The 25,275-nt window shown below is 60.9% G+C and carries 17 protein-coding genes and 1 pseudogene; 7 read left to right on the forward strand and 11 right to left on the reverse strand.

Annotated features, from left to right (window positions below; all coding sequences use genetic code 11):
- The first annotated feature begins 8 nt into the window (after positions 1 to 8).
- The 3 genes and pseudogenes from KX928_RS23515 to KX928_RS24350 all read left to right on the forward strand — a co-directional run.
- The gene (locus KX928_RS23515; protein ID WP_219507945.1) at positions 9 to 1,367 is read left to right on the forward strand and encodes a porin family protein; all 1,359 of its coding nucleotides are present in this window, start codon (positions 9 to 11) and stop codon (positions 1,365 to 1,367) included.
- Positions 1,368 to 1,430: 63 nt separating this feature from the next.
- On the forward strand, positions 1,431 to 2,108 hold the full coding sequence (locus KX928_RS23520; protein ID WP_219507947.1) for a rhomboid family intramembrane serine protease: 678 nt from the start codon (positions 1,431 to 1,433) through the stop codon (positions 2,106 to 2,108).
- A gap of 1,815 nt (positions 2,109 to 3,923) precedes the next feature.
- A pseudogene (locus tag KX928_RS24350) lies at positions 3,924 to 4,199 on the forward strand (hypothetical protein); the annotation flags it as partial.
- A gap of 1,595 nt (positions 4,200 to 5,794) precedes the next feature.
- Here the strand turns inward: KX928_RS24350 and KX928_RS23530 are convergent.
- The 3 genes from KX928_RS23530 to KX928_RS23540 all read right to left on the reverse strand — a co-directional run bounded on the left by KX928_RS23530 (position 5,795) and on the right by KX928_RS23540 (position 9,551).
- Positions 5,795 to 6,925: an acyltransferase family protein gene (locus KX928_RS23530; protein ID WP_219507958.1), complete on the reverse strand. Its 1,131-nt coding sequence runs from the start codon at positions 6,923 to 6,925 to the stop codon at positions 5,795 to 5,797.
- A gap of 193 nt (positions 6,926 to 7,118) precedes the next feature.
- On the reverse strand, positions 7,119 to 8,135 hold the full coding sequence (locus KX928_RS23535) for a ParB/RepB/Spo0J family partition protein (RefSeq protein ID WP_219507960.1): 1,017 nt from the start codon (positions 8,133 to 8,135) through the stop codon (positions 7,119 to 7,121).
- A gap of 33 nt (positions 8,136 to 8,168) precedes the next feature.
- On the reverse strand, positions 8,169 to 9,551 hold the full coding sequence (locus KX928_RS23540; RefSeq protein WP_219507962.1) for an AAA family ATPase: 1,383 nt from the start codon (positions 9,549 to 9,551) through the stop codon (positions 8,169 to 8,171).
- Between the two features lie 441 nt (positions 9,552 to 9,992).
- On the opposite strand from KX928_RS23540, the gene KX928_RS23545 reads away from it, so the two are divergent.
- On the forward strand, positions 9,993 to 11,000 hold the full coding sequence (locus KX928_RS23545) for a replication initiator protein A (protein WP_219507964.1): 1,008 nt from the start codon (positions 9,993 to 9,995) through the stop codon (positions 10,998 to 11,000).
- Between the two features lie 267 nt (positions 11,001 to 11,267).
- Entirely contained in the window at positions 11,268 to 11,897 is a 630-nt protein-coding gene (locus KX928_RS23550; protein WP_257884056.1) for a VPLPA-CTERM sorting domain-containing protein, read from the forward strand.
- A 409-nt stretch (positions 11,898 to 12,306) separates the two neighbouring features.
- On the opposite strand, the gene xrtD is transcribed toward KX928_RS23550, so the two are convergent.
- From xrtD to KX928_RS23565, 3 genes are all read right to left on the reverse strand, one after another.
- Positions 12,307 to 13,911, reverse strand: a complete 1,605-nt coding sequence (xrtD, locus tag KX928_RS23555; RefSeq protein WP_257884057.1) for a VPLPA-CTERM-specific exosortase XrtD — start codon at positions 13,909 to 13,911, stop codon at positions 12,307 to 12,309.
- Positions 13,912 to 14,078: 167 nt separating this feature from the next.
- Positions 14,079 to 15,371, reverse strand: a complete 1,293-nt coding sequence (locus tag KX928_RS23560) for a glycosyltransferase family 4 protein (protein WP_219507968.1) — start codon at positions 15,369 to 15,371, stop codon at positions 14,079 to 14,081.
- A gap of 114 nt (positions 15,372 to 15,485) precedes the next feature.
- A complete protein-coding gene (locus tag KX928_RS23565; protein ID WP_219507970.1) occupies positions 15,486 to 16,322 on the reverse strand; it encodes a sulfotransferase domain-containing protein in 837 nt (278 codons plus the stop codon).
- A 158-nt stretch (positions 16,323 to 16,480) separates the two neighbouring features.
- Between KX928_RS23565 and KX928_RS23570 the strand changes: the two genes are divergently transcribed.
- A complete protein-coding gene (locus tag KX928_RS23570; protein ID WP_308342433.1) occupies positions 16,481 to 17,416 on the forward strand; it encodes a glycosyltransferase family 2 protein in 936 nt (311 codons plus the stop codon).
- Between the two features lie 77 nt (positions 17,417 to 17,493).
- Here KX928_RS23570 and epsE read toward each other — a convergent pair whose 3' ends face one another.
- Positions 17,494 to 18,699, reverse strand: coding sequence for an exopolysaccharide biosynthesis GT4 family glycosyltransferase EpsE (gene epsE, locus KX928_RS24270; protein ID WP_219507972.1), 1,206 nt, complete (start codon positions 18,697 to 18,699; stop codon positions 17,494 to 17,496).
- Positions 18,700 to 18,739: 40 nt separating this feature from the next.
- Complete coding sequence (locus tag KX928_RS23580; protein ID WP_219507974.1) at positions 18,740 to 19,615, reverse strand: sulfotransferase; 876 nt, start codon at positions 19,613 to 19,615, stop codon at positions 18,740 to 18,742.
- 172 nt (positions 19,616 to 19,787) lie between these two features.
- Here KX928_RS23580 and KX928_RS23585 point away from each other — a divergent pair, with 172 nt between their 5' ends.
- Positions 19,788 to 20,486: a sulfotransferase family protein gene (locus KX928_RS23585; protein ID WP_219507975.1), complete on the forward strand. Its 699-nt coding sequence runs from the start codon at positions 19,788 to 19,790 to the stop codon at positions 20,484 to 20,486.
- Between the two features lie 19 nt (positions 20,487 to 20,505).
- Here the strand turns inward: KX928_RS23585 and KX928_RS23590 are convergent, their stop codons facing one another.
- The 3 genes from KX928_RS23590 to KX928_RS23600 are packed head-to-tail and all read right to left on the reverse strand — an operon-like array spanning position 20,506 to position 25,082.
- Positions 20,506 to 23,382 carry a hypothetical protein gene (locus KX928_RS23590; protein ID WP_219507977.1) on the reverse strand — a complete coding sequence of 959 codons (2,877 nt, stop codon included), beginning with the start codon at positions 23,380 to 23,382 and terminating at the stop codon, positions 20,506 to 20,508.
- 9 nt (positions 23,383 to 23,391) lie between these two features.
- On the reverse strand, positions 23,392 to 24,822 hold the full coding sequence (locus KX928_RS23595) for a hypothetical protein (RefSeq protein WP_219507980.1): 1,431 nt from the start codon (positions 24,820 to 24,822) through the stop codon (positions 23,392 to 23,394).
- A complete protein-coding gene (locus tag KX928_RS23600) occupies positions 24,822 to 25,082 on the reverse strand; it encodes a spike base protein, RCAP_Rcc01079 family (RefSeq protein WP_219507982.1) in 261 nt (86 codons plus the stop codon). Before KX928_RS23600 ends, KX928_RS23595 begins: the two co-directional genes overlap by 1 nt.
- Positions 25,083 to 25,275: the final 193 nt, after the last annotated feature.

Consider the following 25,275-nt stretch of genomic DNA (forward strand, 5'->3'; position numbering starts at 1 on the left):
AAGAAAAAATGCAGGCAAAAAAAGCGGTACTGGTCGGCACATTGGTTGCCGTGCCTGTCCTCACACCGATCGGCCGTCCGCTCGCTGAGGAAGCTCTGCGGGCGACACTCAAGGTTGGCGAACGTATCGAACATGTGAGCGAGAGCGGGTTCACCCGGCCGCGCGACGATGGCACGCGCGCCATTACCCAGCTTGATTTCGGGCTGACCTCCGAGACCAGCAACCAGCGGCTCTCGCTGTCTCTGGGCACCGGCATCGCGCTGGATTTCAGCAATACCAGCGACCGCGACACGCTGGATGATCCTTCCGCAAACCTCACGTACGCAATTGAAAACCGCAGCACCGTGCTGACATTCGACACCAGCTACCGCCGCGCGGATGTCGGAGAATCCAACTTTTTCGACGAGTTGGCAAATGAGAACGTTGTCGTGGACGAAGGCACCCGGACAACGGTTTCAGCCCGCACCGGGCTGATATTGGGCCAGGATGGACCGGTCACCGGGGACTTCGATTACTTCTATCTGCGCAGCACCTTTTCGGACACGATTGACCCGAGCCGGTCGGATGAAACCGTCAATTCCCTGAACGGGCGCGTGACATTCAGGCTCAGCCCCGTGGCCTCTGCCTTCGTCTTTGCCAACTGGCGGGAGAGAGATCAGGACCTCGCAACCGCGTCGGACCGGACGACACAGGCCATAGGGATCGGCGGCTCCTATGACATATCCTCGGTGACCAGCGTCAACGCGCAGATCTCCTACGATGAGGACGAGACGGTCAGTTCCATCCAGAGCACCAGCACCGACGGGCTGGGCTACAGCCTTGGCCTGACCCGGGTCGTGCCGAACGGCTCTTATGACGTGAACTTCTCGAGCACGGAAACGGTCAATGGCGCCCGCCATCAGGCCACGGTCGGGCGCAGTCTGGATCTGAAACGCGGGCTGCTGTCCTTCTCCGTGGGGGTGGTGGATTTCGAAGGGGCCTCGACAGAACCCCTGGCCAATCTGGGGCTCAATTACGAGCTGACCGCAACCAGCCAGTTCAACGTCAACCTGAGCCAGACCCCCACCATCAACAATGACGACAGCTCCACCATCAACACGCGCCTGAACATAGACTACCGCCAGGACCTGAATGCCCTGTCCTACCTGTCCGCGGGTCTGCTCGTGGCCAGTTCGAACGAGGTCGGCCCGGGTGCTGTGGATGACAGCGTGATCGAGGCCAGCCTGACCTATGGCCGCGCCGTGGGAGATGACTGGGATCTGATCAGCGGGATCAGCTATGAGACCGACCGCAGCGACAACCGCGCGGACCGCAACACCCGTACGATCTTCATCGGTTTGGAAAAAACCTTCGATTTCAGACCCTAGTGCCCCGGTGAGAGTCCTGCGAACCCCATGGCGGGACGCTGATACGTGGGCTAACGTTCCCTCATGAGCACCCCTCCGCCCTCCCCGCGTGCCGCCGCTGGCCATGACATTGCCTGGGGTATCATCGGGTTGATCGTGATCTGCGTGGTGATCGAAGCGGGGTTGCTGCTTGGGGATTACAACCTGATCTCCTACCCGCGCCTGCGTCAGACAACATATGAATACGCAGGTTTCTGGCCCGGGCTTCTGGGCGCCTGGACACCGAACTACACAGCCCAGCCTTACACGATGTTTCTCAGCTATGCCTTTCTGCACAGCGGGCCGGTACATCTGCTCGTCAACATGATCACGCTCTACAGTCTGGGCCGGATCGTGCAGCTTCGGGTGGGGACCACGGGCTTCTTCCTGCTCTATGGCGCCGCGGTTCTGGGCGGCGGGCTGGGATTTGGCCTGCTGGCAGAGACCACACGGCCCATGGTCGGCGCCTCAGGCGGGCTCTTCGGTCTCGCCGGGGGGGTTCTGGCCTGGAACTACGTGGACCGTTTCAGCGCTGCTCAGAGGCTCTGGCCGGTGGCGCGGGCCGCGGCGGGCCTGCTGGCGCTCAATCTCGTGATGTGGTGGCTGATGGACGGCCTGCTGGCCTGGCAGACCCACTTAGGCGGATTTTTGGCAGGCTGGATTGCCGCTTTGCTCGTAGATCCGCGCAGTCGCGCCGACGAAAGCCCCCCTCCCCCGTCCTGATACCTCCCGGCCCCGGCCGCGCCCGGCAAAAACCCGCCAAGGACAAGCCTGCGCAATTTTCTGCCGTCCGGCCCGGGCCGGTTACCGGCCGGTTTCAGACAAGCCCGTTTTGCAAAACACTTTTTTGGACCGATCCCGTTTGTTCGGGATTGCGGGATAATGCCCCTTACCCAGGGGCAACCGGAGTGCCTTGAGAATTCCATTATGTGATTCCTTCAGGGCGTCGGAGAGAGTTCGCTCACGCATAGGTAGAATCCTGCCGAGTGAAGCAAGCCCCGGTTGGCCCACACCGGCCATCTCAATAAGTCTCAGGGCGAGGCGGGCATCCGGGTTTGGTTGGACAGGAGCATTTGGTCACAATTTCGACGTGAAGAAGTCAGCTTCGGAACACGCCGTTAACCATAAAGCACCATAAACCTCCCGGATAGACTGTTAACCAAACGTTAACCAATCTGAAAGAAATCAGCGGGCCGAGACACTTCGATATGCCTTTATTTTTCTGTCCTTCACAGTTTTACTGTTGCAATGAAGGGCACCGTTCCAACGATTGCACGCATATCCATCGGCCTCGCCATGTCGAGGACGCGACTTAAAATGCTTGGATTCCTTTTGAGTATGCTGGCCGGGACGGCAGCAATGGCTGGCCTAGCAACCAGTAAAACAGACGAAGAAACAACCCAAAGCCTGATCAATGCCGGGCTCAATAAACCGGACCCGAAGCCGGAGCCTGACCCGGTTGTGCAGCCTGATCCTGTCATCGTGCAGCCAGATCCGGTTGATCCCGACCCCGTGGATCCCGATCCGATCCCCGACCCGATTATCGTACAACCCGACCCGGTGGACCCGGACCCGACGCCCGTTGTCGACCCTGTCGGCCCGCCCGATGGCAACGAGTCCGGCCCTCTTCCGGTGGGCGCCAGCGCGACGGTCGACGTGATCAGCGGCCGTGTCACCACATTGGCATTGGAAGACGATGATATCGCCTCGGTCAAGGTGATGAATGGCCTGGATTACGGCAATGTCACCGTGAACCCCGACAATACGCTGGCGGTGGTCCTGACCGGCACGACGCAAACCGCGAACCAGAACTTCAGCGTTCAGGTGACCCATAGTGATGGTCAGGTGACCACGCGGGACATCAATCTGGACGTGACCCAGGGCCCACAGGCGGCGGGCTGGGGCGTTGGGGATTTCTACAAGCTGGAAACCGACGAAAACGACAGAACCATCATCGAGCACGGCGAAAACCACCGCAAAGTCTACATGTCCGGGGACGAAGACGCCCTGACGCTGGAGGATATCGCGGCCATCGAAGGGCTGGAGACCCGCCAGATCAACGGCGATTTCTTTGCCGCCAACCCCGAATACGGGGCCAGCGAGGATATGGCGCTGGCCAATGATGCCGGTATGAAGCTCTGGTCTTCCATCGCCGGCTCCAAGAATGAACCCGCTTCACACTGGCTTTTGATGGAACGGGGCTACGAGTATGACGGATGGAAAGGGGGCTACGGTGAATCTGAACTGAACCCGATGTACATCGGGGCTTATGGCGAGGGCGACCAGCCCGTCATGACCACCGACGCCCGCATCATCAAAGCCGGCATCAAAAATTTCGTGGTCCAGGATGTTGAATTCACCAACGGCATGACCATCCTGAGCGGAGAGAATATCCTGCTTGAAGGCCTTTCGATGAAGGGGGAGAGCAACTTCCAGAACCTCGAAGGGATCACGTTGCGGGATCTGGACGTCTACGATGTCGTCTCTGAAACACCGGACAGAGATACCTGGGCAGCCCACCTTGATCGCAGAAGCGGCATGTATCTTGCCAAGTCCGAAAGCGTTCTGATCGAAGACAGCTTCTTTGATCACAATGGCTGGGCAGACGGCTACGATGCCGAAGGCGGGTCTACCGACTACGGTCAGGCCCCCAGCAAGTTCAGCCATAACGTCTACCTGTCCAGCACCAGCACCGATGTCACCTTCCGCGACAACATCATCATGCGCGGGGCGGCCACCGGCGCTCAGCTGCGTCCCGGCGGGTTCATCGAGGATAACGTTTTCCTCGACAACAACGGCGGCGTCATGTTTGCGGGTGGCGGCAGCGACAGCGTCGGCAACTACACGCTTTTCACCGATAACCTGATCACCTCGGGTGCCCATAAAATGTCTGCCACCGGTCAGGGGGCCCTGACGAAAGGCGTTGAAAACAATGCCTATTTATCGAGCCTGGTCGATAATGTTATCGCCCATCTGGCCGATCCGAACAACGCCGCCGAACAGGCCGAGAAAATCATCACGCATGATGCGCTCAAAAGCAGTTTTGCCGAGCCTTTCTACGACGACACCATCATCCACAACTGGGTCGGATCGAAAAACGGCGATCCGCTGGACGCCAATAACGTCAATACCGACGGCCTGAACCTGAACACGCTGGATGAAACCACGATCCAGAACTTCGCGGCGGACCTGCTGGGCAAGAATACCGCGACAATCAAGGACCTTGCCGACCATCTGCGCATTCAGGCGGATGGCGAGCTGGATCACCTTGTCGATGCCGATCTGATCATCAGCTTCTTCCAGGCCGGTTTTGGCCTGACCCCGGACATCCGCGCCGACGCGGAGACGCTGCGCTTCATCCCCAATGATCTGGGCGACGGGGTGCGGTGGGACAACCGCCTGAACTGGAGCACGGACGATCTGCCGGGCACCCAGGATGGCGATAGCGTCGATCTGGGTGGAAACTGGGTTTATTATGGCGGCACAACCACGCTGGAAGACCTCGATTTCGGCGAGAACGGCAAGCTTTTCGTCAATAACGGATACCTTCAAATCGACGACCACATCTCCGTGGGCGAGGCCGGGGCCACCCTGAGCATCGATAATGCCGGGCAGTTCTGGACAGACGGGTATACCGATCAGGATCTGTTGCGCATCGACATCGACGGGGGACGTTTTGCAAATACCGGCCTGTTCACCGGTCACACCGAGATCACCGCCAGCGACAATGCCCAGGTCATTCTGGCCAGCGACGGGGCGGATTTCGCGCTCAACGGTGACAGCAGCCTGCACATCATCGGCGATGATACCAAGGTCGGCTTTGACGGCGATGCCGGTGACACGGGCGTCTTGCTTCTGGCCGACGACGCGACACTGGGCTTCACGGCCAAGGACGGTGAATTGGGGGAGATCCGCGAATTCTACAGCGGCCACTTCAACGCAGATGGCAGCGGCATCCAGTCCGGTGTCAACCTGGGAGACGCGGACCTGTTCCTTGACGTGCGGGAGCTCGATGGTATCGGCGCACTGGCGGAAACCCTGATCTCGGCGGACGAGGTCATTGGCTCCTTCGAGTCACTGGAAGTCCTCGGATTGGGCAGTGACCGAGACGCCACCATCACGGTGGATTATGAAAACGACACCGTCAGCCTGTTGCTGAGCGCCATTGGCGAAGGCTCCGGCAAGCAGACAATCCGCACGATGGGCAATGAAAACGATGCGCAGTCGGCCCCGGAACTATGGGAGGCCCTGACCAACGGGCACGGCATCTACCCCGACGATCCTGTCGAAGGCATCCCCGCCGAGGAGGATGTCGGCATCGACACCTGAAAACGCAAGAATACCTTTCGCACGCGAAAGGTATTCTTCCAACACCCTGAAAAATATACTCTTTTATCAGCCCCCTGCCCTCATTTGGCGGGTGATCTGGCCTGCCGGCGAAAGCTGAAGGGCTTGGTGTGCTTGAAGCTGAGAAAATACCGCTCGAAGGTCTGGAAGCTGACTTCGGCGATCAGAACGGCAACCAGCGCAAAGACCAGCGTGCTCACCCAGATCTCCGCCCCCGCGTCCAGGCCCAGCTGCGCGGTAAATTCGACCCCGACATGCCGGCCTATCAAGTGGTAGAGATACAGCCCGTAACTGATTTCACCGATCCGGGCGATCGGGCGCCACGAGAAGACACCGCTCAGCGCATGGTCCTCGCGAATGACGATGGTGATCAGGCAGATAGCCATGGTCCCGTGCACCAGGAGGTTTGGCCATCCCGTCAACACACCCGGCGTCACGTAAAGCACCACCAGGAGCGCCGGAAAGGCCACCACAGGCGCCATACGGGCGCCCAGAAGGCGGTAGAGCACCGCAAATCCCTTCGGGTGGTTCAGCGTCACGGCCGCCAGGGAGCCGATCAGGATCGCCGCGTAGCCTGTTGCAGGCAGATGCCAGCGCGCCAGTTCCGTCTCGATCGGGCGCAGCCCCATCCAGGACAACCAGCCTGCCGCCGACAGAATACAAAAGGTAATCAGCCCCACCAGCACCACCGGGCGGGCGCGCCCCGCAACCGGCAGAAGAAACAGCAAAGCCGGCCACATCAGGTAATATTGCTCTTCCACCGCCAGGGACCAGGTGATGGTCAGCAAGGGCATGTCACTGATCAGCATATTAGAGAAGAATAAGTAGTAATAGGGCAGGGTTCCCAGCTTGTCCCAGCGCCCGTCAACCCCGATGAAATAGGCCGACACGACCGTGACCACGAGAAAGTAGACCGGCACGATCCTCAGGATCCGCCGCCAGTAAAACGCCTTGAGGGAAAACTGCCCGTGCCGCGCCTCTTCCCGCAGCAGCAGGGTGGTGATCAGAAAGCCGCTCAGGACGAAAAAGAAATCCACCCCCAGAAAGCCACGGGCCAGCAGCCGGAAACTGTTCTCGGTAACGTCACGGGCGGGGCTGTGATGCCACATGACGGCGGCGATACATAAAAACCTCAGCCCATTCAGAGAGCCAAAAAAACGCACCCCCAGGTACCGTTGGTGCGCCAAACTCATCGCCTCTGACATTACCCTACATTCCCGCAACACACATTGGCTCAATACCGCCTTCTTGCATGCTCATCCGTCAAAAACAATTTCATTTCGACCCGGTCAATCGACCCCTGACGCAATCCAGCCCCGGGCGGGAAAAGAGGACAGGGACATTGCTTAGAAAAATTATTTTTTATTTTCAATGGCTTAAATAATTTTATTTCGCATGCGAAACCTGTCTGGCCGATAACCAGGCTTGAAGATCGCGCCGAAGATCGTCGTCGACACCCTTGCCCGACAGGACCAAGGCCCCCTTGCGCTGTTCAACGAAAACCCCGGGCGCCGCTTCCTGCCGGGGTGCGGGCGATACAGGGTTGAGGGCGCGCAGGGCCTGCTCAAGCGTTGCCCGCTCGGCAGCTGCCGTTTCCGGGCGGGCCTTGCGCAGCGCGGACGTGAGGCGGGCGGCAAACCCCGCCTGCCCTTCGAGCGCCGCCACAAGCGCCAGGCCAAGCTTTTCGGGAATGGCCTCCGGGAACCGCAGCGTGGCCCCGAGCGCCTCATGCAGCCGCACGAAGGAATTGATCTTTGAGCGTTTGACCGATGTCGCATTGGCAAACAGCTTCTGCACGGCCCGGGCAGGGGTCGGAAAAACACCGAGGCGCGCGGCGGCACAGGCCAGATGCGCCCGTTCGTAAAACGACAGGTTCGCGCGGATCTCGTTTTCCTCAACCATCGCCACATAGCCGTCCGACACGCTCTCCACCGGCTTGATCAAGGCTTCTATGGTCGCATAGCGGGCCTCTCCGGTATCTTCATGCAGCGCGCGCAGCGCGTGCAGGCGCCGCCACCCGGAAATCAGCCCGAACCGGCCCGGCTCCAGTGCAACCACTTCGATCGGCGTCTGCTGCCCCCTTGCGCTGAGGCTGCTTTTCAGACTGTCCATTTCCGTCGGATCATGGCCCATGCGGTCCCGCACCATATGATCTTCGGAGATGGCCTCCAGCGGCAGGGATTGCACCAGACGCCCTTCGGACCGGGCCGCGTGCATTTCACTGGCCAGCACTTCCAGAGCGGATTGTGCCGCCGCATCGCCGGCCACCTGCGCAATCGGGGCCCGGGGTTTCGGCGGCAGACCCGGTGAAATCCCGCCAGCTGTCTCTGAATAGGCGATATTAGAGCCTGTATCAGGCCCTGACGCGGCGAAGGGAGGGGTTAGCCTTTTGCGTTTTGCCATGCTCTGCTCCTTTGGGGGGCGGCCAACCGGGGATTACTCCGCCGCATGCACGCCAGCCAGTTCATCGCGCCGCCAGATTCCCAGCAGCAGCGTCTTGAAGGCGGCATAGGTCTCATCAAACGTCGCGCGCCCCCGCACGTAGGTTTCCCGGTTGAAATCCCGGTAGTCCGCCTCGTAAATCCCGTTCACACTTTCGCCGGCCTGCCCGATCAGGGCAGTGAAATCCTGCCGGTAGGGCGACAGGATTCGCCCCAGGTAGGCCTGCATCAGACCGGCCATTTCCGCCTGCTGTGAGCCGTCATAGCGGGTGATCACCGCCTGCACCGCATCCCATTCAAATGCCATCTCCGGCCGCCCCAGGGCGCGTGCCGCGGTATTTTCCCCCTGCTCGATCGACTGAAAGGTGGAATGCAGCATGTCGAAAAACCGCCCCGTGCTGTCGAACTCCAGGAACGAGGCGCCCAGGGGAACCAGCAGGATATCCGCGGCTGACAGCCCGTTGATGGTCAGGTACCCCAGCGCCGGGGGGGTATCGAGAAAGACCAGGTCATAGTCATCCAGCACGCCATCGGCGGCCAGAATGTCGCTCAGCGCATCCCAGAGCTTCCAGCCACGCGACTGCATGCGCCAGACGGGGATCTGGAACTCTGACCAGTACAGGTTCAGCTGCGCGCCGATCAGGTCAATGTTGGGCCAGTGGGTTTTCTGGATCAGGTCCCGGGTGGTGATCCCCATCGCTTCTGACAGCGTGTCATCAAGCGGGACGGGGGCCTCACCACGGTCCAGCCTGCGCTGATTATCGGCCTGCAGGGTCTGGCCGTAGTGTCGTGCAAGAAGCGGGAAAACGGTGGCCCATTCATCCGCGACCCTGCCGCCGAAGATCGATGTCATTGACCCCTGGCTGTCGAGATCGATCATCAGCACCTTGTAGCCGTCGAGGGCGGCAGACATGGCGAGATGCGCACAGGTCGAGGTTTTGCCGACCCCGCCTTTGAAATTGGCCACGGCCACGATTTTCGCAGGCTCCCCGGCGGGACGGTAGGGGGTGTATTCCTTGACCTTGGATCCTTCGGCCCCGAAGTGCGCGCGCAGCCGCAATACCTCATCGAGGGTGAACCATTTTGCCCCGCCGTGGGTTTCGCTGCGCCCCTGTGGCAGCTCCGCGTTCTGGCGGAGCACCCGGCGGAAATGGGCCGGTGCGACGGGGATCAGGTATTTGGTGATTTCCCATGTGGAAAAAAGCCGTAACTGTTTCTTCCCGGTCTCATCCATGCCCCGGCTTGCCAGGTCAGCACGCCCCTGGTGACAGGCCTGCGCAATATGCGAAAACATTTCCGTACCCGTGGGGGCGTCGAGCTGCGCCAGCGCTGCATCGGGCGAAATATTGAAGTAGGGAGGGGCACCGTTGTTTTGCATGTCCAGCCTGTCATGTCACACGTTTTGGGAAAAGTAACACAAAATGCGGTACACGCAAATAAATACGTTTTTCTTTATATTTTCTAGGCAAATTCAGGGGGTTTTCAGAAAGATCCGGCCTGTTCACGGGCTAACCGGAAAATTTCTCTGTTAAATATGGGTTAATTATAAGTTACAGGGCAAGGGCAATCTGACTAAGTCGTTTGAACATAAGGGATTGTGCTTCGCATCTGGCATCACGGTGACTCTGATACCACGATAAAACGACTCTGATCCCCCGTTCATCCGACTCCAATCCCCCGATCAGGACCAGCCTGATGCTGGACGCAGCGCCTGTGGATAACTAGGGTGGGTGTCAATGAAACGACGAATCCCCAGAAGAGGGATCGCAGCAGAGCTTTCGGGCATTTCCGGAAGGATCACAGGCATAAGGCGGGACAGATGAGCACGACAGCAGGGCAGGGCCTTCCTTCGGGGACGCAGGATTTTTTTGTCTGCGATTTTCTGGGCGTGGCGCCGAAACATGATCTGGCCAGCATGGAGCATCCGATCTTTTCCCTGTCCACCCGGCCGGACCGCCGCATTCTGAGCTACACCCACAACAGCGCCGAAATTACCGTCACGCCGTCCGTGAAGGGGCGGGCGACGATTTTTGACGCCGATATCCTGATCTTCTGCATCAGCCAGCTGATGGCGGCCATCAACGCGGGCAGGGCGACGTCCCGGACCCTGACGCTGACCGCGCACGATCTGTTGCAGGCCACCCGGCGGGAAACCTCCGGAGACAGTTACCGGCGGCTGCGCGATGCTTTCGAGCGATTGGCCGGCACCCGGATCACCACCAACATCACAACCGGCCCCAAGGATGACCCGCAGGAGATCACCACCGGCTTTGGCCTCATCGAGAGCTGGGAGATCGTACGCCGGACGCGGGCCGGGCGGATGGTCAGCGTTTCGGTCACCCTGTCCGAATGGCTTTACCGTGCCGTGTTGTCGAAATCGGTCCTGACGCTGAACCGCGCGTATTTCTCGCTGCGCAAACCGCTGGAGCGGCGCCTTTACGAGCTGTCCCGGAAACATTGCGGACGTCAGCGCGAATGGCGCGTGTCGGTGGAGACCTTGTTGAAGAAATCGGGTTCCAGCAGTCCGCGGCGGGTGTTCCGTGCCATGCTGCGCGACATCATCAAGGCCGATACCTTACCCGACTACCTGCTGACCGAAGAACCCGGTGACGTGATTGCCGTCTCGCCCCGCCGAGATGTGACGGAGGTTGTCAGCCGCGCCGCGAGCCTGTCCCCCGAGACCCTCGATGTGGCCCGCCAGCGTCGCCCCGGAGAGGATGTATACGCTTTGGAGGCCGCCTGGCGCGCAACCTGGGCGGGAGGGCGTCGCCCGCCGCCCCGATTCCCTGAAAAAGCATTCCTCAAGTGGATTTCTACCGTGGATTGAACCGGTTCTCGGAGGGGTTGTGGCTGTTAATATTTGGCCTCCCCGGTTGTTTCCAAAAGCGCTACAAAAAGCCACGTGAATGCTTATTTTTTCGCAGGAGCGTGCAATAATGCTCAAAAGCCCTTTGAATATGGCAAAAGTTGGCCATTTTCCGCCCAAAAATGCTTGTGAGCGGGAAGCCGCTGAGATATGTTAACAGAGTACTAATTTAACGATCTGGCTTTTCCTTTTTTGATACAGGCCATGGTCACAAAAAGGTGGATGATAATGAGACTAGTAAAAACTATTTCAATAGCACTCGCAGCAATTGCCCTCAGTGGCGCTGCACACGCGGCGACATTCGGTTGGACAGAAGGTCTGCGTCCTGACGTTGTTGGCACAAACCGCATCGTACCTACAGATGCGAACAACGCCCCTCCCGGTTTCGACCTGGGAACGATCAATGGTGGCCAGTCCATCGACCTGCACGGTCGTATCGTTGACGCGGCGGACATCTACCAGTTCACATCGAAGCGCAAGTTCCGCATCGACTTCATCTTTGAAGGTTTCGACGCGATCGTTAACGGCAATGTCAAGACGATCAACACATCCGGTTTCGTCTCGCAGCCGCTGGACGCGGATGACGGTGCTGTTGTGAACATGTTCCTCGAAGATGCCGGCGGTCTGCCAGGTGCCGCTGCAGGCAACTCGTTTGTCACGGACATCACCTCGGGTGACTCCACGATCTTTGGTCGCACAGCGCCAGGGACATATACCTTCACCATCGATGGCCTCAACAACTTCGACGCCCTCTATGACATCCGCATCACAGCGGTACCACTGCCAGCCGGTGGCCTGCTGCTGCTGACAGCTCTGGGTGGTCTGGGCATCGCACGTCGCCGCCGCGCCGCGGCCTAAGCGACACTTCATAAATTCGAAAGGCCCCTGTCTTCGTGACAGGGGCTTTTTTTATGCCTGCATGAATACCACCCCGTGCAGGAACATCTCCCCGCCATGACCTGCTTGATGTAGGGCACATCCTCTGGCCCATCTCACGGCCTGCCTGTACCTGCTTGCCCGTGTGAGGCCGTGCTCACCTATTCTGCCGATGGCGTTCCGCCTGACGGAGCGCTGTGTGTCCGGATCGCGGGCACAGCAGGCGTCGCCTTGACCAGTGGCTGGGGGATCGACCACAAAGGCAGCACACAGAGGATCTGTGCGCCCTGTCATCCTGGGATGGATTTGTCATTAAGTGCTGCAAACCTGAACCCGGTCGCCCCCGTACAGGGGGGTCCGGGGTGCGCGGCGAGGAGGGGGCTCCGCGGCGTCAGGCGCCGGGGATGAACCGCGGCAGCTTTGGCACCACGTCGTTCAGTATCTCGTTCAGACGTGCCTCGGCATCCGCATCGGTCTCATCCGGCGTGATCAGGGTGGTCAGCCGCACGATCGCACCGTCCTTGCGGCCGCTGGTGACGCCATCCGCAACGAGGTAGAGTTTCGCCGCGAAATCCCAGGCCACTTTGCGGCCTTTCTGTTCAAACCAGTAATAGACCATCATCCGCGTCTCACCCTTCTGGATGATTGCCCGGTTGATGTTGAATGGCATATCCGTGCCGACCTGTGCCGTAATATCGACCCGCTCGAGCCAGGCAATTTCCCAGCCTGCGCCGGGCAGGCAGATTTCAGGGGAATGAACCCCGCCCTTGCTCTGATCCTTGTACCAGGCTGAAAAGAAGCCGACGGTGGCATCCGCATCCGGTTTGGAAAAGATAACGGAGTGATAATCGTCCGCCTGCAATTCGCGGGTAATATCGGGGCTCAGAATCTGTGGCGGACCCACTTGCTGCCATTCTCCGACCGTGCGGGGGAACAGGCTGAAGCTGTCACGCTCTGCCCGCACAATGTCGCGCTGGGGCAGCATCTGCCATGTCAGTGCCGCGCAGAGCATCACAACCGCCGCCGAGATCATCGCGGGGGAGGCGCGCACATAGCGCAGCCGTTTGACCTGTGCGCCCAGCCCGTCCGTGTCCAGATCCAGTGCATCAATGAGGCCCATCTTCTGCGGGTTCAGGAACAGCATCAGGCGGGCCAGCCCGAAGAGGATCAGGATACAGGCCAGGAAGATCACCCAGCCTTCGAAGAAATGGGTGAACCCTTCAAGCCACTCGACACCATATTTCTGCACCAGAACGCCGCCGACGGCGATGCGCACGGAGTTCATGAAGACGGTGATCGGGGCCGCGGAAATCAACAGAACGGCCTTGTGCCACATGGGTCCGCGGTAGAGCACCGCGAAGATGTAGGAGAAGCTGAGGATCGGGAACAGGTAGCGCAGGCCCGAGCAGGCCTCCGCCACATGCAGCTTCAGCACGCCCAGATCGATGATATTGCCGTCCAGAAAGACCGGCACGTTCATCAGTTGCAGGAACCAGACCCCCAGTTCCGAGGAGATCAGCTGCAGCACGGTGGAAAGCTTGTAGTAGATCACCCCTGGCAGGGGCAGCATATAGACAAGGTGCAGCACCGGCGGCCAGAAATGTTTGCCGGTTTTCCAGCCGAAGCTGACCAGCAGAATGCCGCCCACCCAGAGGATCGTTGCATAGGCCACGATGTCGGAAATATTGGACAGTTTGCCCATGGTGGCAAAGACCAGCGCCGCGACAAGCACGGTAAACCCGACCCAGCGGTCGCGCTTGGGACCGGGATCAACAGGGTATTCCTTGAGCTGGCGTAAAAACAGCAGCCCCGACAGGATGGGGATCAGGGGGCCGTGGCTGTATTCCGGCTTTTGCCAGGCGGTCAGAAGCGCATCGAGCCCGTCGATGAAGAAGAAGCCGGCGGCGAGTGTGGCCACGACCAGCCAGAAATGGCCCCAGCCCAGATAGGACATCAGCCCATTGGGGTGTTCACGAACGCCTTGTGTCATCGACATGGGGGTACCTTTTGAAAATCGTTATTCGGTTTAAAATACTATCGGCAGGATGTGGTCAGAGTATGACGCAAAATCAACGGTGCGGCGACTCATTTAACGCGGGTAACGCCCTGATAACTTATTGTTGACCGCGCGTCATCCGCGGCGGCATCCGCCTGCCGCTGCCCTCAGCGGTACTCGGTGAAGCTCCCCAGGTTTTCTCCTTTCAGAACAGCCTGATAGAGCCTGGCCGTATAGGCGGCCTTGGCGTCCCAGTCATAGTAGGTACGGGCATAATCGGCGCCGCGCTGCGCCATCGCGGCATGTTCCTGCGGCGCGGCCACGCAGTGTTCCATGGCCGCCTGGTAGTCCCGCACCAGCCCGTCCATCGGTTGCAGATCGATCCGCACCCCCCGACCGCCCGCGACCAGATCCCCCGGGGCGCCGTAATTGGTGACCAGGCAGACCATGCCGGAGGCCATCGCCTCCACCACGACACCTGCGCCCAACTCACGGATGGAAGGGAAGACAAAGGCATCACAGCGCCGCATGAAATCGGCCACTTCCGCTTGGGTCTTACGGCCTTCGAAGATCACCCGGTCCCGGGCGCCCGCCTCGGCCACCATATGTTCCAGCCGGGGTTGTTCGGGCCCGTCTCCCAGCACGTGCAGCACATGGTCCTGCAGCGTCTGCGAGGTGGCAAAGGCGCGAATGGCCGCCTCGGGCACTTTGTAGGGCACCAGCCGGCCGGCAAACAGAAACCGCTTGGGCCCTCTGACCGAAAACGGCGCTTGCCGCCCCTGCGGGTGAAAGACGGCCGGATCGAACCCCACTTCCGGGAAGGGCACAACCCTGTCCAGGCAGCTCTTTGGCAGATCGTCGATGGTGTGCTGGAAGGCGGCCATGATGCAGGCGGCGTGTCGAAAGGTCGATTGCGCGAACGGCAGGTAGCGATAGGCGCCGCGCAGACGCCGCAGGCCTTCGCGCTCGCGTTTTTGTTCGCTGTTGAAGGCGGCGGGCCAGTCGAGGTTGCCGTTCAGCGGCCCGATCAGGAACGGCTGTTTCGTGCGGCCCGAGGCATAGCTGGGCAGGGTGGGCGACATCGGCGTGATCCGGTGCACCAGATCGAACTCCCCCCCCTGCAGCGGGCCGTCGAATTCCCGCAAGATCTGCCGTTCAAAAGCGACATAGGGGGGGTAGGCCATGATCTGATTGGTGGACCATGCGACCTCGTTGCCCCCGCGCAGAAAAGTCGACAGGCGGTACATGCGCCGGGCAATCCACTCGTTGTCGATATAGTGCACCCGGTCGGCCAGCTCGCCGGCTTTTTCAATGTTCTCGCGATTGCGGATATGCGTGGCGATGGTCACATCCGCGACCCGTGCCAGCGCGCGGGCATATTTATATCCCACGATCGGCAGGGACGGCCATTCCGGGTTGCAGTTCTCGGCCAGTAAGAGCACGCGGGGCAGGGAGGACATTGAAATACCTAACTCTATTTTGCCGGTTTCGCTTACAACACCCCGGCACAGGGGGCAATTCCGGCACCGTGGGGCGGTTAACTCTTCCGCTGCCGGAGCAGGGCTGTCGCGGTTCTAGCCGAAAGTCCAGAAGTCTGCCGGTTTGCCGCAATGCGCAAGGAACCGTTCTGCATCCGGGCGCACGGTTTTCAGGATGTCCGCTTTGATCGCGTCGGAAAAATCGGGCCGTTCCGTGATCTTCTGGCTGAGCAGTTCGCGTTTGACGGTGGTTTTCAGCGCCTTGGGCAGGATCTTCTTGGCCGTCTTGATAAAGGGCAACCGGTTGACGGCTGAAAACCGTTGCGACGGGATCACCTTGCCGCTGCTGGGGTTCATATGGGCGCGGCGCACCTCGGCAGAGGGCGGGATTTCAAGAAATTCGCAGAGCCTTTCGAAGAATGCCGCCCGGTCACGACTGAGATCTTCCATGAAACCCACGAAGATCTGGGCGTCGGGAAAATGGGCGCGGTAGCGCGAGAGGTTTTTCCAATAAAGGCTCTGATCCACGAAAAGATCGGGCATCCGGGTGACGGCCAGATCGAGCGTGGGGGGCACCTGATCGCCGCTGTTGGCCCGGTTCTGTATCCAGGCCGAGGCAATACGCTCCAGCGGGTGGCGCGCGATGTAGATCAGTTTCAGCCCCGGGTGATAGGCGGCCATACGATCCGCCGACTGCGGATAAAGCGCGCCGGCACCGTAATCATTGGAGCCTTCTCCGCAGAGTTTTTCCCCCCGGTGCGCGTCGAAATGCGCCTCATAGGCCGCCACCCCTTGGGCAAACCGGTCATCGTGGCTGAAGAAATTGGGCTCGGCCCGGGGGACCATGAAAACATCCTCATGGTCTTCGAGATAGGCACAGATCGTGGATGTACCGCATTTCATGGCACCAATGACGATGAAATCAGGCCGCATTGGAAATCCTCTTGAGGGCAGGGCGTTGCTGACGCCTTTATGACCAACCCGCCACACGGGCACCAGATCAAAGCGTCGAAACATTGTGTGGCCGGGCATTCCGCGCTAGGTGGCGGCACGACAAGACATCGACCGTTTGCTGCAAGGAATGCCTCCCCGTGACAGAACAAACAGATCCGGATGCTTATGTGATCATCTCGCCCTGTCGCAACGAGGCGGACTATATGCGGCGCACCCTCGACAGCGTGGTGGCCCAGACCGTGCCGCCCGCGCTATGGGTCATTGTGGATGATGGCTCGACCGATGAGACCCCGCAGATACTGGCGAAATACATGGCCCGGCACGACTGGATACGGGTGGTGCCGAAACCGGACCGTGGGCACCGTGCGGTTGGCCCGGGCGTGATCGAGGCGTTCTACGCGGGCTATGACAGCATCGATCCGGCGCAGTTTGCCTATTCATGCAAGCTTGACCTCGATCTGGATCTGCCGCCGCGCTATTTCGAGACGCTGATCCGCCGGATGCAGGACAACCCGCGGATCGGCACCTGTTCAGGCAAGCCCTACGTGCGCCAGAACGGGGGGCTGGTCTCGGAGCGGCGCGGCGACGAGATGTCTGTGGGCATGACCAAGTTCTACCGCCGGGAATGTTTCGAGGCGATCGGCGGCTACGTGCATGAGGTCATGTGGGATGCCATCGATTGTCACAAGGCGCGTTCCTTAGGCTGGATCGCCGTCAGCTGGGATGATCCGGACCTGCGGTTTGAACATCTGCGCCCCATGGGGTCCAGCCAGACCTCGATCTATACCGGGCGTCGCCGGCACGGGTTTGGGCAGTATTTCATGGGATCCGATCCGCTTTTCTATCTGGCCACCTGCGTGTTCCGCATGGCCGAGCCGCCCGTCATCCTGGGCGGGCTGGCGATGTTGCAGGGGTATGTCGGTGCCTGGTGGCGGGGGGAGCGTCAGTACGAGGACGCGGAGCTGCGCGCCTTCATCCGGGCCTACCAGCGCCGCGCCCTGCGGGTCGGCAAGGCCCGCGCGGTGGCCGAGATCGAAGCGGCGCGCGCACATCTGGCAAATCCAGAGTCCTAGCGGAGCGTCTGTGTAATCTGTCCCTCAACCCTCCTGGTCAGAGCCACATTCGCCAACCCGCTGCGGGGGGTATTGTCTCAGCGGTCTGTAGTGATTTCCCGATAGAGAGCCATCGCATTGATTTGGTGATCAAACTTCGTCTTGGCGGTCTGCCGTGCGGCGGCCCCCATCGCCGCCCGGCGTGCCGGGTCCGTGGCCAGAATACGGGTCGCTTCGCCGATGGCCGCCACGTCCTCCTGCGGGACCAGAAACCCGTCCACGCCGTCCTCGATCATGTCGGGTGTGCCGCCGATGATCGAACAGATCACCGGCAGGCCACAGGACATCGCCTCCATGATGGCCACCGGCGCGGCTTCGCCTTTCCTGATACTGGTCAGTGCCAGCGCATCGGCTGATTGCATCAGCTCCAGCACCACGGCTTCGTCCACGGATCCCAGCAGCATCACATGATCGGTCAACCCCAGGCGGTCGATTTCCGTCTCTATTGCGGCGCGTTCGGGGCCCTCACCGGCAATGCGGTAGTGAATGTCGATCCCGTCCTCGCGCAGCTGCGCCATCGCGCGCAGGAAAAACCGATGCCCCTTGGTGTTGTTCAGCCGCGCGACGGTCACCACCTCGAACCGGCTGTCGGGACGCCTGCCGCGCATATCGGGATCCGGCTGGAAGCGGCTGGTATCGACCCCCATCCAGATCACCGGGTAGGGCTGCGTGGGGCTGATCTCGTCCCGGAGTGATTTTTGCAACGGGGCCGTGACCGCGCTGACAAAGCTGGCGCGGGCCATCTTGGCCTTGTGGTCGGTGCCGTAAACCGGCAGGTCGCCATGCAGGGTCAGGCTGTAGCGCAGCCCTGCAAGGATATGGGCCAGCGCCCCCAGATGGGCGGCATTGGCGCAGGAATGGATGTGCACCCGGTCGATGCCCGCCTGCTGGCAGCTGACCGCCAGATCCGCCGCCGAGGCGATCAGCACAACAAAGGCCAGCCGCGTTTTCAAAGGTGTCTGCGACAGGCCCAGCACATAGCGCAGGGCGTGCAGGGCGCGCCGCGGATGGCGCAGCAGATATCCCAGAGCAGGGGCAAGCCGGGGCGGGAACAGGTATTGCGTGCGGGCGCGGGCGGCCTCGGCAAAAGCATGCGGGCAGGCCCCCACGGGGGGCTTGCGGGTTGAGAACACATGAACCGGCACGCCCGCCGCTTCCATCGCCCCCAGTTCACGCCAGAAAAACGCATGGGTCTGCGCGGGGAATTCAGGGATCAGATAACCGATGGGGGAAGGGGTGTTCACACGTAATATCCTGATGTTGAAAATGTCGCGGCCTGCGGGGTCAGGCCGGCAGCAGGTGCTCCAGTCCCCGTTGCGCGACCCGCTGGACCAGATCGTCGTAATTGGCGATGACCTGTGCCGGATCGGACGGCAGGATCTTGCGCAGCCCGCCTGACACAGGGGCCGATGGCATGCCGATCCAGTCGAAGACCTGATCCGCCGCCGCCTGGTGGCGGGTTTGATCCAGCAGATCGGTCTCGTAGGAAATCTTCAGATGCGGGAAATCGCGCAGGCAATGACGTTCGTATTCCAGCAGCATATCGCTCCATTCCAGACGCCGGATGAAATCATCGATATCAAGCGTCACAGGCGTGCGGGCCGCGGGCTGGGTGGCCTGTGGGGTCCAGCCCTTCTTGCCGCCTTCGGTCCCGGCACTGTCCTTTTGATGATAAACCCGGCTGGTCTGGGCCATCGCCAGCGACAGGGTCTGCGAAAAGGTCTGACGCTCCAGATGGATGAACTGGAAGCCGTCCTGACTGAGGGTGTCGAGAAACCCGACCGGGTTGCGCAGCTTCTGCACCTGCACCATCTGATACGACAGCAATTTCGCGCCATAGGCAGATGTGGGGCTTTTGCGGGCCAGGTTATGGAAATAACGGCCGGGAAACAGCACCCGCCGTGACATCAGCTCCCGACCGCAGCGCACATCGGGATGCGCATTGAGCAATTGCGTCAGCAGGGTCGATCCGGACCGCGCCCGGCTGAAGATCAGGAATTTCCGGATGTCCTTGTTTTCCGGCGTGACCAGAGAGCTGGCCCAGACCCGCGCCTCTGTCCAGATCCCGCCCAGCGAGGCCCGGCTGGGATGCCAGCGCCCGGCAATGAAGGTGGTATCCACCGGGGCATGCGAGAGGGTCCGTGCGATGATATCCGTCATGTGAGTACCTTTACCGAGACCCCGTGGCATTTCTGGGACGGTATAGCGGCCTTGGGCCTTTCAAAACAAGGCTTTGGCGCGGGGTCTTTTGCGCGATGATGCGACAGCCTCTTGTTGCTCCGGGGCGAATGATTATGCTGCGCGCGCAACAGCAGATAAAAGAAGCTCCGCTTTGATTGACCCCCGATACAAGGACCTCATCTACCGGACGGTTCCCCTGCCGGTGCTGCAGATGGCGCTGCCCCGGGTGGCGCCGGGCAAATCGCCCTTCCTGCCCCCGATCATCGCGCGCAGGGCGATTTTCATTCATGTACCGAAAGCGGCAGGGACCAGCCTCAAGATCGAACTCTACGGCGCGGCGACAGGCGGGCATCGCACCATTGGCGAATATATGGCCTATGACGGGGCCAGAACGCGTGATTTCCTTAAATTCTGCTTTGTGCGCAATCCCTGGGACCGGCTGTTGTCAGCCTATTCCTACCTCAAGCAGGGCCAGCGGGCGTCGATGCGGGACAAGGCCTTTGCCGCGCGGTTCCTGAGCGACACGCAGGACATCAATGAGTTTGTTCTGTCCCTGCAGGACAGGGCCCTGCGCCGGCAGGTCATGGTCTACGATCATTTCCGCCCGCAAAGCCACTGGATCTGCCTGCCGGGGGCGAAAACCCACGCGATGGATTTCATCGGCCGGTTCGAGACGCTTGAAGAGGACACCAACAGGGTCCGTGAAATGCTGTCGCTGCCGTTGGGGGGGGTGGAAAAAATCCGCCCGTCCGACCACGCCCCCTACCGCGAGGCCTATACCGCGCAGGCCCGCCGGATCGTGGCGGACCTCTATGCGCAGGATATTGCCTTGTTAGAGTATGAATTCTGACAGGGCAGCCTGCTGGAACTCAGGAGACGGTCAGGGTCACCCGGCCATTTTGCGGGGCAGCCACGGTGGCGGTACCGCCAGTGATGGTGGTGGTCGCAAAACCACCTGACAGGGTGTCGGCGACGATCAGGTGATAATCGCCCACGTCCAGCCCGGTCACATCGACTTCCAGAGCCCCGTCGAGAATGACTGTCGAGGTGACGTTCGGGGCCGCTTGCCCATACATGCCAGAGCGGAATGTGGCGATCTGGCCGATGTGAAAATCGGCAAGGCTATTGACCTGGGCAATGATGCCCGATGCGACCGCGCTGCGTCCGCTCACCCCTTCCGCGATCAGGTTCTCACCTTCAACCGGGATGCCGGTTATCGTGTCGAGGTGCAGGAAGCCGCCCGTGGTATTGCCGGTGCTTTCGATCCAGACAATGCGCGCGGTGAATCCCGATATGTCACCCTGCACGGTGGTGCCCGGTGTGAACTCTGCCACGCTCGCGTTCAGACCGGTAAAGCTCAGAGAGGCCGCGGTTTCGAACCGCAGCGTTGCAGCGGGCGCACATGTCAGCGTGGCAGCCCCTCCCGCGGATCCGTCAAATCCGACCTGGCAGTCACTTCCCTTAACGGTAAGCGTCTGGCCATCCGCGATGGTTGAGGAGGCCGTATCCAGGCCCAGGAGCGCCTGCGCGATGCCCCGGACGGTCATGTCGAAGGCGCCGGACAGGGTGCCCGTGACCCCGAACCTGCCTGACACCAGTTCAATCGATGTCTGGTCCATGACGCTACAGTTCTGCACGAAAATCTGTCCGGCCCCTGCCACGAGGATTCCGCCGCCGGTGAGAATATCGCCTGAAATATCCAGCCGGTCCCCGAACTGGGTCAGCCGCCCGCCGCTCAGGGAGAGATTTACCAGCGGGTACGCCGTGCTCCAGGAGTTGGTGATATAGTGACCGTCAAGATCGACGCTGTCGCCGGGAACCTGCCCCGGCAGAACTTCGGCGTCCCAGTCCCAGCGGCAATCCCAGCGGATGCCCGGGGTCGAGCTGTCCGCCGGCGGCCGGAAGATATGGGTGCGCGCCGGGGCTGCGGGTTTTTCGCGTCCCAACCGGGTGAAAAACCAGTCGCGCATTTTCAGCGTCTCGATTACCGGCGTGGGGCTTGCCCGCAGGGCGTCGATCAGATCGTAGCGGTCTGCCGTCCCGTTCGAGAGCCAGCTTTGCGCATAGCCGTTCAGGGTTGTGTCGGACAGTGTGGCGGCACTCAGCCCTGCCGTATCCGCATCCGGGGCATTCAACCAGTCATGGATCAGGGTATCATCGGGGCCGGTGATTGCCCCGAAGCCGGAGATCACGATGCTTTCACCGGTAGTTGCAACCCCATGCGCGCGGGTGCCGTCATTGCCCGGGCCCGCGCCGATGATCACGTTGTTCCTGAGGCCAGCGCTGTCCCCGGCAAGGTTGATGCCGCGGGCTGTTTCGAAATTGGTGCGTACCTGTGTTTTCTGCCCGGCCCAGGTGATCAGGCTGTCGCCCATGAAGCTGAAATTGCCAAGCTGTGCGCCGGGAATAATTGTCGACGTGGGGGGGCCATCTTCACTGTCCGGCCCGCCTCCCAGCAGGATGCTGAGGTTGTTGCCCATGAACACGGCATCCCGGACGAAGGGCCCGGTGCGTCCCTGGATACCTGTCAGGGCGCCGCGTGAAAACATGCCTCCGACCACCGACATATTCTCTCCATCGCCGCTGGCATAGACAACGTGGCTGTACTGCGTTGGCGGTTGCGGCGCATCGAAGGCCGCGTTGTAATCGTAGCCCTCTGCCCATCCGCTGACGTCAAAGAAGACATCCTCGATCAGGACGTTTTCGTGGTTGGACAGATAGCAGGATTGCTCGCGCGTGCTTTTGACAGGCCACTGACCGCTGACCGGCGCGGGATGATAGGAGATGTCCCAGCCCCGGTGCCGGCGCAGGGTGCAGTAGCGTACGGGAAACTGCAGGCCCTGGAAATTGGTCGTGGATTGCGAGAAGCATCCGTCCACCATCATGAAGGATCTGTTTGTGAAGGATTGTTTGCTGCCAAAGTGGATGTCTTGCACCACGAGAAACTGCGCAGCCATCATGGAGGTTGCGACAATCGGATCCGGTCCGGTGCCATAAGCCCCGATATAGAGCGGATGCAGCGGCCCTTCGCCCCGGGCGCTGCCCGTGCTGCCGGCAAATTGCGTAAAGGTTTCCCCGCGTTTGAAGAGCAGCCAGCAGGAGGAGCGGCGCCCCCCGGTAATGCCGCCCCAGATCTGCTGCGCGCGGTTCTCGTCAACGGCCAGTTCGGGCGTTTCCCCGTATTGGGCGCCGTTCCCGTCAACCGCGGGGTTGTTCAGCAGCCAGACCTGGTTGGCATTGGAGATCCCTTCGCGCGCCTCGATCTGGGATTTCGTGAAACCGGATGTCGAGACGTACAGCTTGCGGTGCTGTTTGCCGATCTCGACAAGGACGGCGTTGTTGGAATCCGTTGGCAGGCGGTAGTGGTCCCCGGCGGCCCATCCTTTCAGCTGCAACCCCTGATTTACCGGAACGGTAAGCGTTTCGGTCATCTGCGCGCCGCCCACCGTGCCTTCCACCTCTACCGAAACAAGGTCGCCTTGCACGGTTGTGGTGTCGCGCAGGTCAACGACCAGCCGGCCGTCGGAGCGGACATGGGCCCGCCCCACGGCAGGTTGCGTGCGCACAACCGGGCTGTCGAGCGGAACGGGTATGTCCAGCACGGTCGACCGCAAAGAAGTTGCCGCCTCTGCAACTGCAACCGGAATTTCAGGTTCCGTGACACCGGTATTGCTCAGAAACAGGGGAGGGCGCCCATCAAGGGCAATCCCCACATCGGACCCGGTGGGAAGTTTGAGAACGGCCATGGATTTTCCTTAAACGATGCAGATGGCAGAACCTGCCTTCTGGGTTCCGGACGTGGTCGCGATGCGAGTCGCAGCGGGGGTCTGTGCAGAGGCAACGGTGGTAAACGCCGTGGCATGATTGCGGGCGCTTGCATCCTGCTGGGAGCTGATGTTGCCCACACCCGTCCAGTTCAGGATACCGCCGCCTTCGTCGACGAAGGCCGTCAGAACCACGCTGCCCGCCTGGGTATCGAGATCCAGCGCAAGCTCGGTGAGCCCGCCCACCCGTCCGTTAGAGGTCGCAAATTCGCCCGTGGCATTCGGCACGGCAAAGACCGTAAGCTTGATCCCGCTTGCAATCCCTTCGGAGTAATTGATCGCGATGTCGCAGATGCCAGAAGCCGGACGTGCCATCTTCCAGAACCCGGCCATGATCCGGGCGCTGCCTGAATCGGAGAGCGCCCCTGTGACGGCTGTGGCAGGTTGCCCGTCCACTGTCAGCGAGACCACCGAGTAGGTCGATGCGTTGTCCCGCGAGGTCGCGGAAATGTACAGTGGCGTGCCGGCCGGTACAGCGCTCAGATCGGCCGCCGGGAACAGGTAGCTGTTCCGGCTGGCCTGGACGATCAGCGGATCGAAAAGGCGCAGGGCGGTCAGCCCTTGCGCGGAGATCGTCACCGCAGAGCTTGTCACCAGGGTTACCGGGTTGGTGCCGTCCTGTGCGGTGACGGTGCAGGTGATGGAGGCCCCTGTGTCTGCGGCAGCCAGCGTGTAAGTCTTGCTGGCGGCCCCGCCGATGGCAGTGCCGTCACGGTACCACTGGTAGGAAAAATTCAGGATCCCCGTCGTGCTTGTGAACAACCCCTCAAGGACGGTCAGGACCATGCCTGCCGCAAGGTCGGCTGCCAGACCCGCATGGGTAATCCGCGTGGTCCCTGCAAAATGATACGGGCTCAGCTGCCGCAGGTTCCCGGCAGTGGGCTGATATGTTCCGTCGTAATCGGTGCCCCCGGAAATGACGATTTCGAGGCTTTCGCTGTCAGGCACCAGCGGGTTCAGCTCGACCTGTGCTTCATTGCCAGCGGTGGCCACCAGACGGGATTTGAACTCCACGGCCGTCAGGTCGCTTGAAAAACGGCGCTGGGTTCCGGCATCGTCGGTAACGTCCACGGAAAAACCCGCCATGCTCCCCTCTGCCAGCGGCGTATCAACCGCGCCGGCATCTCCTTCGGGGACCACCACCGCCTGGGTGATTGTTCCGACGGATGAGGTGAAATTGCCCAGGTTGGTAAGGGTGCTGAAGCCACTGATATCCTGCAGCGTTTGCCCCTCGTAAAGGGAGGATGCAGTCAGCGGTTGCACCACCGACAGAACGGCGGGCGGTGGTGGCGGCACAACATCCATCGGACCCGGCCGGATATTCGGCGCTGCCAGGCTGCAGCCGACTGCGATCCCGGTCATCAGTACATTACCATGATGCCGGTCGCCGTCGTGCCGGTGCTCCAGATGCGCGCGGCGCGAATGGGGAAAACGATACCGGCGGCGACGAAAATCGTTTCGGTATCCCCGGCAATGGTTGTCAGACGTACCGCACCAGAGGTCGCAACATTGATGCAACGGCTCGCCTGTGGAATGTCGGCGGTATCGCTCGGTGTCACAGCTGCGAGGCGCGAGGGGGGGCTATTGAGGCCTTCGTTGAAACTCTTGAATTTGTCAGCCATGGGGGTATTCCTTTGCGGTTCTTGGGCATGGGATGCCGGGGAAAGCGTTCAGCTGCAGAGGGATGCAAGGCATGGGCTCAACATGGCGCGCACCACGACGCTGTGCCGCGCCGTGGATCGTGCCGATAAGCCCTGAAGTGAGTGGATATGCATCAGATGTCCCTTTGTCGGCGGACAAATTCTGCTAAACAGC

The organism is Roseobacter insulae, assembly GCF_019375555.1.
In the GTDB taxonomy this organism is placed as follows: domain Bacteria; phylum Pseudomonadota; class Alphaproteobacteria; order Rhodobacterales; family Rhodobacteraceae; genus Roseobacter; species Roseobacter insulae.

Bases quoted from the DNA above. Each gene is read 5' to 3' on its own strand.
- KX928_RS23515 (WP_219507945.1), top strand. From the start codon at position 9: ATGCAGGCAAAAAAAGCGGTACTGGTCGGCACATTGGTTGCCGTGCCT.
- KX928_RS23520 (WP_219507947.1), top strand. From the start codon at position 1,431: ATGAGCACCCCTCCGCCCTCCCCGCGTGCCGCCGCTGGCCATGACATT.
- KX928_RS23530 (WP_219507958.1), bottom strand. From the start codon at position 6,925: ATGAGTTTGGCGCACCAACGGTACCTGGGGGTGCGTTTTTTTGGCTCT.
- KX928_RS23535 (WP_219507960.1), bottom strand. From the start codon at position 8,135: ATGGCAAAACGCAAAAGGCTAACCCCTCCCTTCGCCGCGTCAGGGCCT.
- KX928_RS23540 (WP_219507962.1), bottom strand. From the start codon at position 9,551: ATGCAAAACAACGGTGCCCCTCCCTACTTCAATATTTCGCCCGATGCA.
- KX928_RS23545 (WP_219507964.1), top strand. From the start codon at position 9,993: ATGAGCACGACAGCAGGGCAGGGCCTTCCTTCGGGGACGCAGGATTTT.
- KX928_RS23550 (WP_257884056.1), top strand. From the start codon at position 11,268: ATGAGACTAGTAAAAACTATTTCAATAGCACTCGCAGCAATTGCCCTC.
- xrtD (WP_257884057.1), bottom strand. From the start codon at position 13,911: ATGTCGATGACACAAGGCGTTCGTGAACACCCCAATGGGCTGATGTCC.
- KX928_RS23560 (WP_219507968.1), bottom strand. From the start codon at position 15,371: ATGTCCTCCCTGCCCCGCGTGCTCTTACTGGCCGAGAACTGCAACCCG.
- KX928_RS23565 (WP_219507970.1), bottom strand. From the start codon at position 16,322: ATGCGGCCTGATTTCATCGTCATTGGTGCCATGAAATGCGGTACATCC.
- KX928_RS23580 (WP_219507974.1), bottom strand. From the start codon at position 19,615: ATGACGGATATCATCGCACGGACCCTCTCGCATGCCCCGGTGGATACC.
- KX928_RS23590 (WP_219507977.1), bottom strand. From the start codon at position 23,382: ATGGCCGTTCTCAAACTTCCCACCGGGTCCGATGTGGGGATTGCCCTT.
- KX928_RS23595 (WP_219507980.1), bottom strand. From the start codon at position 24,822: ATGACCGGGATCGCAGTCGGCTGCAGCCTGGCAGCGCCGAATATCCGG.
- KX928_RS23600 (WP_219507982.1), bottom strand. From the start codon at position 25,082: ATGGCTGACAAATTCAAGAGTTTCAACGAAGGCCTCAATAGCCCCCCC.